The organism is Saccharothrix tamanrassetensis (assembly GCF_014203665.1).
Classification (GTDB): Bacteria; Actinomycetota; Actinomycetes; order Mycobacteriales; family Pseudonocardiaceae; genus Actinosynnema; species Actinosynnema tamanrassetense.
In genome coordinates, this window is record NZ_JACHJN010000006.1 from 274,522 (window position 1) to 287,512 (window position 12,991).

12 protein-coding genes are annotated in these 12,991 nt (G+C 72.0%); 4 read left to right on the plus strand and 8 right to left on the minus strand.

Annotation, left to right across the window (positions count from 1 at the left end; genetic code table 11):
• Positions 1-18 precede the first annotated feature (18 nt).
• Positions 19-1,560 (plus strand): PucR family transcriptional regulator, encoded by a 1,542-nt coding sequence (locus tag FHS29_RS20810; RefSeq protein ID WP_184692862.1) that lies wholly within the window; start codon positions 19-21, stop codon positions 1,558-1,560.
• A 32-nt stretch (positions 1,561-1,592) separates the two neighbouring features.
• On the plus strand, positions 1,593-2,636 hold the full coding sequence (locus tag FHS29_RS20815) for a fatty acid desaturase family protein (RefSeq protein WP_312865023.1): 1,044 nt from the start codon (positions 1,593-1,595) through the stop codon (positions 2,634-2,636).
• Here the strand turns inward: FHS29_RS20815 and FHS29_RS20820 are convergent.
• From FHS29_RS20820 to FHS29_RS20840, 5 genes are read right to left on the minus strand one after another with little or no spacing between them, the layout of a single operon-like run.
• Positions 2,545-3,213 (minus strand): YidC/Oxa1 family membrane protein insertase, encoded by a 669-nt coding sequence (locus FHS29_RS20820; RefSeq protein WP_184692864.1) that lies wholly within the window; start codon positions 3,211-3,213, stop codon positions 2,545-2,547. The genes FHS29_RS20815 and FHS29_RS20820 overlap by 92 nt on opposite strands.
• 34 nt (positions 3,214-3,247) lie before the next feature.
• Positions 3,248-3,520, minus strand: coding sequence for a DUF6412 domain-containing protein (locus FHS29_RS20825; protein WP_184692866.1), 273 nt, complete (start codon positions 3,518-3,520; stop codon positions 3,248-3,250).
• A 16-nt stretch (positions 3,521-3,536) separates the two neighbouring features.
• Positions 3,537-4,151, minus strand: a complete 615-nt coding sequence (locus FHS29_RS20830; RefSeq protein ID WP_184692868.1) for a nucleoside/nucleotide kinase family protein — start codon at positions 4,149-4,151, stop codon at positions 3,537-3,539.
• Entirely contained in the window at positions 4,148-4,747 is a 600-nt protein-coding gene (locus FHS29_RS20835) for a ribonuclease FAU-1 family protein (protein ID WP_184692870.1), read from the minus strand. The genes FHS29_RS20830 and FHS29_RS20835 overlap by 4 nt, the downstream gene beginning before the upstream one ends.
• Before the next feature lie 9 nt (positions 4,748-4,756).
• Positions 4,757-6,169: a GAF domain-containing protein gene (locus FHS29_RS20840; RefSeq protein WP_184692872.1), complete on the minus strand. Its 1,413-nt coding sequence runs from the start codon at positions 6,167-6,169 to the stop codon at positions 4,757-4,759.
• 144 nt (positions 6,170-6,313) lie between these two features.
• Here FHS29_RS20840 and exaC point away from each other — a divergent pair, with 144 nt between their 5' ends.
• Positions 6,314-7,837: an acetaldehyde dehydrogenase ExaC gene (exaC, locus tag FHS29_RS20845; protein WP_184693334.1), complete on the plus strand. Its 1,524-nt coding sequence runs from the start codon at positions 6,314-6,316 to the stop codon at positions 7,835-7,837.
• A 95-nt stretch (positions 7,838-7,932) separates the two neighbouring features.
• On the opposite strand, the gene FHS29_RS20850 is transcribed toward exaC, so the two are convergent.
• Together FHS29_RS20850 and FHS29_RS20855 are read right to left on the minus strand one after the other, a co-directional pair.
• On the minus strand, positions 7,933-9,537 hold the full coding sequence (locus FHS29_RS20850) for a beta-N-acetylhexosaminidase (RefSeq protein WP_312865024.1): 1,605 nt from the start codon (positions 9,535-9,537) through the stop codon (positions 7,933-7,935).
• 107 nt (positions 9,538-9,644) lie between these two features.
• Positions 9,645-11,129, minus strand: a complete 1,485-nt coding sequence (locus tag FHS29_RS20855; RefSeq protein ID WP_184692876.1) for a CYTH and CHAD domain-containing protein — start codon at positions 11,127-11,129, stop codon at positions 9,645-9,647.
• Positions 11,130-11,279: 150 nt separating this feature from the next.
• Here FHS29_RS20855 and FHS29_RS20860 point away from each other — a divergent pair, with 150 nt between their 5' ends.
• Positions 11,280-12,074: a hypothetical protein gene (locus FHS29_RS20860; protein ID WP_184692878.1), complete on the plus strand. Its 795-nt coding sequence runs from the start codon at positions 11,280-11,282 to the stop codon at positions 12,072-12,074.
• A gap of 181 nt (positions 12,075-12,255) precedes the next feature.
• Here FHS29_RS20860 and FHS29_RS20865 read toward each other — a convergent pair whose 3' ends face one another.
• A complete protein-coding gene (locus tag FHS29_RS20865) occupies positions 12,256-12,918 on the minus strand; it encodes an HNH endonuclease family protein (protein ID WP_184692880.1) in 663 nt (220 codons plus the stop codon).
• Between the last annotated feature and the right edge of the window lie 73 nt (positions 12,919-12,991).

Sequence of the window (12,991 nt, forward strand, 5' to 3'; positions counted from 1 at the left end):
GCCCGAAGGAGGGACGGCGTGAGCCTGCGGCAGGTGCTGATCGCTCTCGGCGACCCCCTGGTGGAGATCCAGGTCGCCCCGCACGGACTCGAAGTCGATGTGCACGATGTGGTGATCCTGGACCCGGACGACGTGCCGGACGTGCGGCCCGGTGACCTGGCGCTGGTCGTCGGTGCGCGCGGACGCGCGGCCCTGCCGCTGGTCAAGGCGGCCGGGCAGGGCGGCGCGGCGGCGGTCGCGGTGAAGTTCGACGCGCCCGCGCCCGTGCTCCGGCAGGCGGCGGCGGACGCGGGCGTGGCGCTGCTGGCGGTACGGCCGCAGGTGCGGTGGGAGCACCTGGAGTCGCTGGTCCGGGGCGTGGTGAGCAGTGCCCGGCTGACCGCCGACGCGGGCGCGGGCGAGGTGCTCGGCGACCTGTTCGCGCTGGCCCAGACGATCGCTGCGCTGACCGGCGGGATCGTGAGCATCGAGGACACCGCCAGCCGGGTGCTGGCCTACTCGCGGTCCTCCGACGAGGTGGACGAACTGCGCCGGCTGTCCATCCTCGGCCGGCAAGGACCCGAGCCGTACCTGAAGATGCTCCGCGAGTGGGGCGTCTACCAGCGGCTCCGGTCCGGCGAGGAGGTCGTGCGGATCGACGAGCGGCCGGAGCTGGGCATCCGCCGCCGCATCGCGGTCGGCATCCACGCGGGCAGCCAGCCGTTGGGCACGATCTGGGTCCAGGAGGGCACCACACCGCTCACCGAGCAGTCCGAGCGGGCGCTGCTCGGCGCCGCCCGGGTGACCGCGCTGCACCTGGTCCAGCAGCGCGAGCCCACCGCCGCGTTCCGGGAGAACCTGCTGGCGTCCCTGCTCGACGGCCGGATGGACGCCGCGTCCGTCGCCGGGCAGATCGGCGCGGACCCGGACAAGCCCGCCGCCGTGGTGGTGTTCGCCCTGCGGGGGCAGGAGAACGCCGACCGCACCCAGCACGAGCTGCGCCGCACCGAGATGACCGGGCTGATCTCCGTGCACGCGGCGGCGTACCGGCGCAGCGCGCTGGTCAGCCAGTCCGGTGGACGCACCTACGTGCTGCTGCCCGACCTGCCGCTGACGGCGCCGCTGCTGGCCCTGACGAAGGAGATCGTCGCCGCCGCGCGCAAGCACATGGGGCTGCGCGTGCAGGGCGCGATCGGCTCCACGGTGGCCACCGTGGACGAGGTGATGGTCTCCCGCAACGAGGCCGACCGCGTGCTCGACGCGATGGCCCGCGACCTGGACGCGGACGTCGCCACGCTCGCCGACGTCCGCTCGCAGGTGCTCATGAGCGAGACCCTGGCGCTGTTGGCGGAGCACCCGCGCATCCGCGACCCGAGGCTGGAGAAGCTCGACGCGGACCTCGCCCGGTCCCTGCTGGCCTACCTGGACGCCTTCGGCGACGTGCGGGCCGCGGCGGGCCGGCTGCACGTCCACCCGAACACGCTCCGGTACCGGGTGCGGCGGGCCGCGGAGGTCGGCGGGTTCGACCTGGACGACCCGTTGCTCCGGGTGTTCGCCCAGTTGCAACTCAGGCTGACCTGAGAGCCTCAGCCCGCGCCCCTTACGCTGCGGCCGTGAACCTCGATGCGTCGCCCCGGCGCGGCAGTGACTTCGCGGAGTTGTCCAGGTCGGTCAAGCAGGCGGGTCTGCTCGACCGCCGGATCGGCTTCTACGTCTTGTGCCTGGTCGGCGCCATCGCCGCACTGGGGGCGACCATCACCGCGATGGTGCTGGTCGGTGACTCGTGGTGGCAGCTGGGCCTGGCGGCCGTGCTCGCCGTCGTGTTCACCCAGATCGCCTTCCTCGGCCACGACGCGGGCCACCGGCAGATGTTCGCCACCAACAAGGTCAACGGCGCGATCGGCCTGCTGCTCGGCAACCTGGTCGTCGGCGTCGGTTTCGGCTGGTGGATGGGCAAGCACAACCGCCACCACGCCAACCCCAACCACGAGGACGAGGACCCGGACGTCGACATCGCGGTGCTCGCGTTCAGCGCCGAGCAGGCCCAGCGCAAGCAGGGCTTCTTCCGGTTCGTGGTCAAGCACCAGGCCTGGCTGTTCTTCCCGTTGCTGCTGCTGGAGGGCTTCAGCCTGCACGTCATCAGCGCCGCCGCCGCCGTGCGCCGGGAGGTGCGCGGGTGGCAGCTGGAGCTGGTGCTGATGGCGGTGCACGTGATCGGCTACCTCGGCCTGGTGTTCACGGTCATGTCGCCGCTCAAGGCCGTCGTGTTCATCGCCGTCCACCAGGGCCTGTTCGGCGTCTACATGGGCTGCGCGTTCGCGCCCAACCACAAGGGCATGCCGGTGCTCACCGCCGGCCACCAGCTGGACTTCCTGCGCAAGCAGGTCCTGACGTCCCGCAACGTGACCGGCGGCTGGTTCACCGACTTCCTGCTCGGCGGCCTGAACTACCAGATCGAGCACCACCTGTTCCCGAACATGCCGCGCCCCCACCTGCGCCGGGCGCAGTCGATGGTCCGCGACTTCTGCCGGGAGCGGTCCATCTCCTACGCCGAGTGCGGCCTGTTCACCTCGTACGGGTACGTGCTGAAGTTCCTGCACGAGGCGGGAGCCGAACTGCGCGATACAGGAAAGCTCGCTCGATCAGCGTCCACGTAGTCGTGGTCAGCAGGTAGACGCCCGCCGCCAGCGGCAGGACCGCGGCGATCGCCACCGTTCCGAACGGCAGCAGCCGGAGGACCTTCGCGAACGGTGGCTGCGGGGCGTCGGACCGCGTGGCGACCCACGCCTGCCAGCGCGAGGTCGCGAACGCCACCGCCGTCAGGGCCGCGAACAGCGCCAGGAACACCGCGCCGTGGTCGAACACGCCGAACCAGTGCGTGCCCAGCGGGGTGCCGAACAGGGTGCCGTCGAGCAGCGGGTTAGGTGTGGTGACCAGGCGGTACATGACCATGAAGAACGGCACCTGGACGAGCGCGGGCAGGCACCCGGCGAACAGCGAGGTGCCGTTCTGCCTGTACAGCTCCAGGGTCTTCTCCTGGATCTTGCGCTGGTCCTTGCCGAACTTCTGCTGGAGGGCCCGCAGGTCGGGGGCCAGCGCGGCACGGGCCTTCTCACCGCGCACGGCGGCGCGGCTGAGCGGGTGCATGAGCAGCCTGACGGCCGCGGTGAACAGGACGATCGCGAGGGCGGGCGTGGCTGCGCCCGCCAGGGCCGAGCCCAAGGCGTGGAACACGGGGGTACTCCGTCTGGTACGAGGATGGGGGACGTCAGGCGCTCAGGCCGAGTCCCGGTGCTCGTGGACGGGGACGCCCTGCGGCGTCGGGGTCGCGCAGGCGCAGGAAAGCCGTCTTCAGGGCTTTCTCGCGCAGGGAGAGGGAGCGCACCCAGGCGGGCGCTTCCACCACCGGTGCGGCGGTCAGCAGCAGCACCACGAGGGCCACGGCCGTCACGGCGGCCAGCACCTCGGCGGGGGAGTGCAGCAGGGCGAGCGTGAACAGGGCCGGCAGGTACAGCGCGAGCAGCAGCCGAAGCCTGGTCATGTCCACCTCCCCCGTTTCACCCGACTGTACCCACAAGTGCGGGCCGTGCGGGGTGGTCGTAGCGCACCGTCACGTCGGCCTGGGGCCGGTAGCCGTCGTAGGCCGGCAGGGTCCACTGCCGGTCGGGGTCGGTCTGGCGGGCCAGCGCGGCGTCGGACAGGTGCAGGTGCACGGTGAGTTCGGCGGGCAGCCACTTGTCCAGCAGCAGCGTGCCGTCCAGGAGCAGCACCCCGCCTTCGGCCAGCGTCACGTAGTCGGCGCGGCTGGCCCGGTCGGTGGCGACGTTCCACAGCGACGGCAGCACCCGGCCGGACCCGCCGGGGTCGAGCGGCTCCAGGACCTCCCGCACCAGCCCGGCGACGTCCAGCCAGCTGTCCCGGAACGAGTCCGGATCGGTGCGGCCGAACTCCAGCCGCACCGACGCCGGCCGCAGGAAGTCGCCGGCCGACACCCGCCGGACCGGCCGGCCCAGCGCCCGCAGCGGTTCGACCAGGGCGTCCGCCAGGCTGCCGGGACGGGTGGGCGGCGCGCCGTCGAGGAGCACGCGTGCCCAGGTCGTGCGCGGCAGCGCGTCGATGCGGTCGACCAGTTCGGCGACCAGCGCCTCGGGGGTCAGCGGGCGGACCTTCACGGCAGCGGGTAGTCCTCCCACCCATCCGGCAGGGTCGGCACCGGCCAGTCGGGGTCGGGCACGAAGTCGGCCCACGCCGGATCCCACCACGTCTCACCGGCGTCGAGCGCGGCCTGGATCTCCTTGCCCGTGCGCCGGATCGACTCGCCCTGCCCGGCGGTGTACTTGCCCTCGGCCACCTGCCGCTCGAAGTCCTCGCGGTCCTTCTCCACCCAGCCGCCTTCGGCGGGCACCCAGTAGTCCAACTCGTGGTCCAGCGTGTCGAACCCGAGCGACGTGCGCCGGAACGGGTCCTGGAGGTTCAGGTACCAACCCGCGAACCGCCGCTGCGGACCCTGCCAGTACAGGTCCACCGAGTAGGCGTCACCCGGCCGGTGCATCTGCAACTTGCCGTGACCGCGCCAGTGCGTGTTGCCGGTGGTCTGCCAGCTGTGCGGGAAGTGGTGCTGCGGGAAGCCGAACACCGTGCCGGGAACGGTGAACACCACCAACAGCCCGGGCTCGTCCGTGATCACCCGCGTCGGCGTGACCGCCCACGGCTTGCCGTGCAGCACTTCCCGGCGCAGCGCCACGTCCCCCGGCGCGAAGAACCCCATGCCACCAGCCTAGGCGAGCACCCTGCGCAGTCGGGCGGTCGCCAGGGCCCGTCGCGGGTCGGTGCGGGGCAGCAGGCGGACCAGGCGTTCGAGCACTTCGGCGTCCTCACCGGTGCCGGCGAACGCCCACAGCGCGCCCACGTCGCCGAGGTCGAGCACCCCGCGCCGGACGGCCGCCGCGAGGTCTTCGCGTTCTTCCCGCACCACGGGCGCGTCGGAGCGCGGCAGCAGTTCACCCCGGTAGGCCGACGCGGCCGAGCGCACGTCGCCCGACTTCAGCGCCTCGCGCACCTCCAGGAAGTCGCCGCGGACGTCGGCCGAGAGCCGGTAGGGCCTGGTCAGCAGCACGCCGCCGAGTTGGGCGCGCAGTCGGTGCAGTTCGGCGCGCACGGTCGTGGGGTTGCCGCGTTCGCCGTAGAGGTGCAGCGCCACCTGTTCGGCGTTGAGCCCTCGCGGGTGCAGCGCCAGCGCTGTCAGCAGTTCGGCGTGCCGCAACGACAGCACCAGCGGCCGTCCGTCCAGCGCACCGCTCGGCTCGCCGAGGAACCGCAGCGACAGCACGGGTCTTCGCACCGACCGGCGCGGCACGCGGAGCAGGTACCCCTCGTCCAGCGGCTCCACCAGCGCCTCACGGCCGTCGGCGAGCAGCACGCACCCGCCCGACACGTCCACCCGCGCGTCCACCACGTCCCCGGTCGCGGACGCCAGCACGCGCCCGCTGGGGCTGAGCAGGGCGCCGGGTTCACCGCGCAGGTCGATCAGGTGCCGGATGTTGGCCGAGCGCAGCCGTTCGTCGCGGATCGCCAGGCGCACCTGCAACTGGCTCTCCACCAGCCGCGCGGCGGTCGACACCAGGGCTCCCATCGCCGGGTGCACGCTGGTCAGCGGCCCGCTGACGTCCACGACGCCGAGCGTCCGGCCGGTGTCCGGGTCGCGCATCGGGGACGCCGCGCAGGTCCACCCGTGGTAGGTGCGCACCAGGTGCTCCGCCGAGTGCACGGTGACCGGGCGACCCAGCGCCAGCGCCGTGCCCATGGCGTTCGTGCCGATGGCGTCCTCGCTCCACCGGGCGCCCTCGGTCAGCCGCACGCGTTCGGCCAGGCCGCGCACCGACGCCGCGCCCTCGCACCACATGACGTGGCCGTCCGCGTCGGTGATGATCATGACGTGTTCGGCCTCGTCGGCGATGCTGACCAGGGTCTCCCGCAGGATCGGCAGCATGGCGGCCAGCGGGTGGGCGCCGCGCAGCTCGGCCACCTCGTCGGGGGCGAGCACCACGGGCGGCTCGTGCCGGTCCGGGTCGACCCGGGCGGCGAGCGAACGCCGCCACGACTCCACGATCACCGACCTGGCCCCGTGCACCGCGGTCCCGCTCAGCGTCGCGTCGTGCAGACGGGCGAGCCGGCACGGGTCTGGGTGCATGGCGGACCTCCTGGGGCTCAGGATGACGTGCCGTTCACGGTGGCGGCAAGCCAATCGTTGCTCCGATCGGGTGCAACGTGATTGCAACGTCGTGCCCCCTACCTTCGTCCGGCGATCAACGCGACGACGCGGGAGGCGGAGAAGATGGCCAAGTACGCGGCACCCGGCCGGGCAGGCAGCGTGGTGTCCTACCGCGAGCGGTACGACCACTTCATCGGTGGCGAATACGTTCCGCCGGCCAGGGGCGACTACTTCGCCAACCCGACGCCGGTCACCGGCGAGGTGTTCACCGAGATCGCCCGCGGCACCGCGGAGGACGTGGACCGGGCGCTGGACGCGGCACACGGCGCGGCACGGGCGTGGGGCCGCACGTCGGCCGCCGAACGCGCCAACGTGCTCAACGAGATCGCCGACCGCATCGAGGACAACCTCGAAGCCCTGGCCGTCGCGGAGACCTGGGAGAACGGCAAGCCGGTCCGCGAGGCGCTGGCCGCCGACCTGCCGCTGGCGGTGGACCACTTCCGCTACTTCGCGGGCGTGATCCGGGCGCAGGAGGGCGGCATCTCGCAGATCGGCGAGGACCTGGTGGCCTACCACTTCCCGGAGCCGCTGGGCGTGGTCGGCCAGATCATCCCGTGGAACTTCCCGCTGCTGATGGCCGCCTGGAAGCTCGCGCCCGCGCTGGCGGCGGGCAACACCGCGGTGCTCAAGCCCGCCGAGCAGACCCCCGCGTCGATCCACGTGCTGATGTCGGTGATCGGGGACCTGCTGCCGCCGGGCGTGGTGAACATCGTCAACGGGTTCGGCGTGGAGGCGGGCCGGCCGCTGGCCTCGTCGCGTCGGGTCGCGAAGGTCGCGTTCACCGGGGAGACCGCCACCGGGCGGCTGATCATGCGGTACGCGAGCGAGAACCTGGTCCCGGTGACGCTGGAGCTGGGCGGCAAGAGCCCCAACATCTTCTTCGCCGACGTGGCCGCGCGGCGGGACGCCTTCTACGACAAGGCGCTGGAGGGCTTCACCATGTTCGCCCTCAACCAGGGCGAGGTCTGCACGTGCCCGTCGCGGGCGCTGATCCAGAGCTCGATCTACGACCAGTTCCTGGCCGACGCCACGGAGCGCACCAAGGCCGTGCGCCAGGGCAACCCGCTGGACACCGAGACCATGATCGGCGCGCAGGCGAGTACCGGACAGCTGGAGAAGGTCCTGGCGTACATCGACATCGGCAAGCGGGAAGGTGCCCGGCTGGTGTGCGGCGGGGAGCGCGCCGAACTCGGCGGCGAGCTGTCCGGCGGGTACTACGTGACGCCGACCATCTTCGAGGGCGACAACAAGATGCGGGTGTTCCAGGAGGAGATCTTCGGGCCGGTCGTGTCGGTGGCCCGGTTCGACGACTTCGACGACGCCGTGAAGACCGCCAACGACACGCCGTACGGGCTGGGCGCGGGCGTCTGGTCGCGGGACGGCGGCACCGCCTACCGCGCGGGCCGGGAGATCCAGGCCGGGCGGGTGTGGGTGAACAACTACCACTCGTACCCGGCGCACGCGGCGTTCGGCGGCTACAAGCAGTCCGGTATCGGGCGGGAGAACCACCGCGTGATGCTCGACCACTACCAGCAGACCAAGAACCTGCTCGTCAGCTACTCCGCCGACGCGCAGGGCTTCTTCTGACCCGACCACCCGGCGAGGGGAGGCGGCGCGCCGGCCGCCTCCCCACCTGCCTCACCCTGTTCGTGCCACTCCTGCGTGTGTCACTCCGGTCTGCGTCACTTCTTCCAGGGCACCTGCGGTGACGGGTAGAAGTTCACGCCCTGCGCCTGCCAGCGGGGAGCCTGCGCCGCCAGGCGGTGCTTGAACTTCTCCCAGTCGTGGGTGTTCCACGGCGACCAGCCCAGTTCGGCGATCGCCGGCAGCCTCGGGAACGCCATGAACTCCAGGTCCGCGGAGTTCGTCAGCGTCTCCGTCCACAGTGGAGCCTCGACGCCGCGCACCGCCGACTCGGGCAGGTCCTGGACGTACGCGCCGGGGTTCCAGTCGTACGCGTCCTCCACGTCGGTGAAGCCCGCCCAGCTCAGGCCCAGCGGCGTCTTTGCGTCGTACTTCATGTCCAGGTACGCCTTGCTGGCGGGCGACAGCACGATCTTGTTGCCGCGCGCGGCGGCGGCGACCATGTCCGGCGCGACCGTCTTCGTGCCCCAGAACTGCGGCACCGCCGACGCGGCCGGCGTGGCCTTGACGAACTCGTGCCACCCGGACGCGGTCTTGCCGTACTTCGCCACCATGGGCAGGACCCTGTCCATGAACTTGATGAAGTCCGGGTCCGTGGTCGCCAGCGCCTCGTCGCCGCCGATGTGGACGTACTCGCCCGGCGTCAGCGCCGCGACCTCGCGCAGCACGTCGTCCACGAACTTGTAGGTGATGTCCTTGTCGATGCACAGCGAGCTGAAGCCGACGTTGATGCCGGTGTACAGCGGCGGGGCGACGCCGTCGCAGTTCAGCTCCGCGTACGAGGCGAGCGCGGCGTTGGTGTGGCCGGGGATGTCGATCTCCGGGATCACCGTGATGTGCCGGGACGCCGCGTAGGCGACCAGGTCCTTGTACTGCGCCTGGGTGTAGTACCCGCCGGGGCCGCCGCCGACCTCGGTGCTGCCGCCGTAGGTGGCCAGCCGGGGCCAGCTCTTGATCTCCAGCCGCCAGCCCTGGTCGTCGGCCAGGTGCAGGTGCAGCCGGTTCACCTTGTACTGCGCGATCTGGTCGATGTAGCGCTTGACCTCGTCGACGGAGAAGAAGTGCCGTGCCACGTCGAGCATCGCGCCCCGGTGCCCGTAGCGCGGGTAGTCCAGCACGCTGCCGCCGGGCGCGGTCCACGGGCCCCGCTGCCTGGTCTTCGCCTCCACCTTGGCGGGCAGCAGCTGGCGGAACGTCTGCACGCCCGCGAACAGCCCGGCCGCGGTCTTCGCGCGGATGACGACACCGCGCCGGGTCACGTCGAGCTGGTAGCCCTCCTTGCCGACCCGGTGGTCCGCGCCGACCAGCAGCAGCGAGATGCCGCGCCAGGAAGCGCCGGGCGTGACCGGCAGCCGGTACCCGGTGGACGGGCGCAGCACGTCGGCCAGGTACTCGCCGACCCGCTTGGCGTCCCGCGAGCCGGGGTGGGTGTAGATCCGCGTGTCGGCGGAGAGCGCGTAGGTCACGCCCGGCTTCGGCGTCACCTTCACCGGCGCGGGCACGATCTGCTGCAACGAGGTCTGCGGCGAGGGCGTCTCCGGACTCGCGTGCGCGGGGACGGCCGCGCCCAGCGCGCCGACGAACAGCGTCGCGGCGAGCGCCCGTCCCAGGCCGCGCCGGCCGGCGCGGCTGGTTCTTCCCACGTGTTCGTGTCGAGGCACGGACATCCTCCTGGGGTCGGCGTGGATCACCCGGGCGGCGGCGGATTCACCGTTACAGCCTGGCCAGGAGGTGTCAAGGTCCAGACCAATCAGTAGAACTTCGGCTTGCCGAGGTCACGCCACACCGCGGGGAAGTGCTCCTCCACCCGCGCGGCCTTGCCCAGCTCCATGCCGTACAGCAGGCCGAAGGTGAACCCGTTGCCGCCGTCCCGGTGCGCCTGGCCGCCGAGCTCGCGCAGCACCGGACGGGCCACCACGCTGTCCTGGTGGTCGCCCAGCAACGTCTGGAGGTCCTTCAGGCGCTTGCGGTACTTCGTGGCGCTCTTGCCGTACAACGGTTCCACCGCCTCCACCGCGTACCGCAGCCGCTTGGCGGCCTTGCGGGACTCGTGCAGCGACTCGTCGTCGTGCGCGTTCTCCGCCGACTTCGCGAGGCGGCGGTAGGTCTTGTCCACCAGCTTCGGCAGCACCTTCTTGGCCTTGCCGTGGGCGAGCGGGGTCAGCGGCGGGTCGGCGATCAGCGCGTCCACGGCGTTCAACAGGTCGAAGTACCGGCGGCTGTCCATGGCGGCGGTCGCCGACTCGTGCGCAGCGGCCTCCAGCGGGGCGAAGTGCCGGGTCAGCTCGGCGGAGACGGTGCCGAGCACCAGTTCCGGGTCCAGCTTGGCGATGTTCTCCTCGAACCCGGCCCGGATCACCTCGGCGTCCCGCGCGTCGCCCAGCACACCGGCGACCCACTTCAGCTCGTCGGTCAGCGCGCGGGTGCGGTCGCGTTCCACGATCTTGCCGAACGCCTGGAGCGCACTGCGCATCCGTCGTGTCGCCACGCGCATCTGGTGCACGGCGTCGTGTTCCTGGCGGCGGACCTTCGGGTCGTACTGCTTGAGGGCGTCCGCCTGCTCGCGGAGGTAGGCGAGGACCACGTCGCCCGCGGTGTCGCCGGTGTCGCCTGCGGGAGGTGCGGGGGCGATGCGGCCCGCCAGCAGCCTGGTGAGCTTCGCGGAGGAGGTGGAGCGGACGATGCCGGCCCGGGCCAGCCGTTCCTCCACGAGGTCCAGGAGCGCGATGTCGCCGCGTTCACCGAGCTCGACCTCGATCTCGCGCCACGTGTCGACGGTGGACTCGTCCGCCACGTCCTGCGCGGACACCAGGTCCTCCACGACCTCGGCGAGCAGCTTGCCCCGCTCGTCGACCAGCTGCCAGCGCTGGCGGGTGGTCTGGATGCGGGCCACCGGGGACAGCGCGTCGCCGCGGGCGTGCACCTGGACCAGCGACCCGAGTTCCTTGGGCGGGTGCTTGGCGGCGCGGCCCGCCGGCAGCCGGACCTCCTCGCGGGTGTCGTCGTCCACCGGGAGCTTCAGGTGCCACCCGGCGTCGTCCCCGCCCGTGCGCCGGCGCAGCGTCAGGCCGGCGCGGGCCAGCCTCAGGTCGGCGGTGTCGTAGTAGACCGCCTCCAGCCGCTGCTCCTCCGGACCGGCCGCCGCCGCGACACCGGGGAGGTCCGCCAGCTCCGGCAGCCCGACGCCGGGAGGCGCCTCGTACTTGCGTTCCGTCTCGTGCACCGATGTCGACATGCCCCAGGCATACACCGTTTGGTGCGCGTTTACCCCAGGTCACTGTCAGTGATGGGACGTTGACCTGGCCGGGGGTTTGTTGCGGCCCGTCCGCGTGGTCTTTCCGGCGTGCCACTGGCCGGGGCCGGTTCGTGGGGTTGGCTGGGTCGCGTGCCCACGGAGAAGGAGCGGCTCGACTCGGTCGAGCCGACGGTCGCCGAACTCGTCACCCAGACCCAGCTGCTGACGGCCGAGCTGGGCCGGGTCAGCGCGCGGCTGCACGTGCTCGAACGGCGGCTCTCCGGTGCCGGGTCCGGGCCGGACGAGGACTTCGACGCGGTGGACGAGGAGATCGCCGACGTGGTGGCGGCCCTGCGGGCGGCGTGGGACGCCGAGCAGGAGGTGCTGGCCGACTCGGTGCGGATCGAGCTGCGGCAGGAGGTCGCGGAGTACGACGCGTTGCAGGAACGGCGGGATGCCGGGCGGGCGCGGCTGGCCTCCGGGCGGATGCCGCGGTTCGAGCGGGACGCGTTGGAGCACGAGGTGCACCAGCTGGACTGGCAGATCGGGGCGCGGGAGAGCGGGGCGCAGGAGGCTGCCGCCCGGTTGGCCGCGGACGAGGCGGCGGCGGGGGACTCCTGGCGGCAGGAGGCGATCCTGGCCGGGGAGAAGGCGCGCGAGGAGATCTGGGACGTCGCGGTGCGGCGGCTGGAGCGGGCGTTGGCGGCGGACAGCCGGCTGCCGGTGTGGTTCCGGGTGGGGATGGGGGAGATCACCAGTCCCGATCCGAACCCCTGGGTCCGGGCGGCGACCGGGTTGATCGCCTATCGGTTGGAGTACGCGGTGGGGACGGCGGTGGATCCGTTGGGGGAGCCGCCTTCCGCGGGGTCCGGGTCGGCGGCTTGGGTGCGGCGGACTGAGGTCCACGCGGATCTGATGGATCAGTTGCAGTCGTTGCGGCCGTAGGGCGGGTTGCGGGGCGGCGGTCGGGTTCGGCGGTAGGGCGGGGTACGGGGCTGCGTGGGGGAAGAGCGTGAAGAGCGGGCGCTCGCCGCTGGGCAGGCCTCCGGGGGAAGGGCGTCGTGGGTCTGTGCCGGCGCGTACGGGTGTCGAAGCGGCGAGGGGCGCCGCGACAAGGTGGCTACGTTCAGCAGCGGGTGAGCATGAGGGCTAAGGCGTCGTGTTCGGGTTGGTCGACGGTGAGGTTGTAGGTGGCCTTCACGGAGATCCAGTTGGTGGCGTAGGTGCACCAGTAGGTCTCCAGCGGGGGCTTCCACTTCGCCGGGTCCTGGTCGCCCTTCGCGCGGTTGCTGGTGGCCGAGACCGCGATCAGTTGGATGCCGTTGAGGTCGTTGGCGAACGTCTTGCGCTGTTCGTCGGTCCACTTGTCGGCGCCGGACCGCCAGGCCTCGGCCAGGGCCACGGTGTGGTCGATGTCGAGCTTTCCCGCGTCGGTGATGGTCACACCGTCGTACGCGCTGGTCCACGTGCCGGAAGTGGCTTTGCAGCCCGGGTCGCTGCGCACCTCGGCCCCCTGGCGTTGCAGCACGATCTCACGGGTGTCGCAGGAGTTGCCCTGGCTGCTCCAGTGCGGGAAGCGGTCGCGGCTGTAGCCGGCCATCTTGCCTTCCGGCGCGATCTTGAGGGCGGCCAGTTGGCCGGCGGGGTTCTGGCCCGGGGTCGCTCCCGGCACCGACGGGGGCTGGGTCGGAGTGGTCGATTCCTGGTAGCGGGTCAGGTAGTAGCCGATGGCCAGCAGCAGGATCAACACCGCCACGCTTGCCCATGTGGTCGACCGCTTCCGGCTCATGGGTCCAATGATCAGCGATCATCGTCCCGGCGCGGTAACCGGGGGCGCCGGGCGTCGTGGCCGGCGCCCCGTC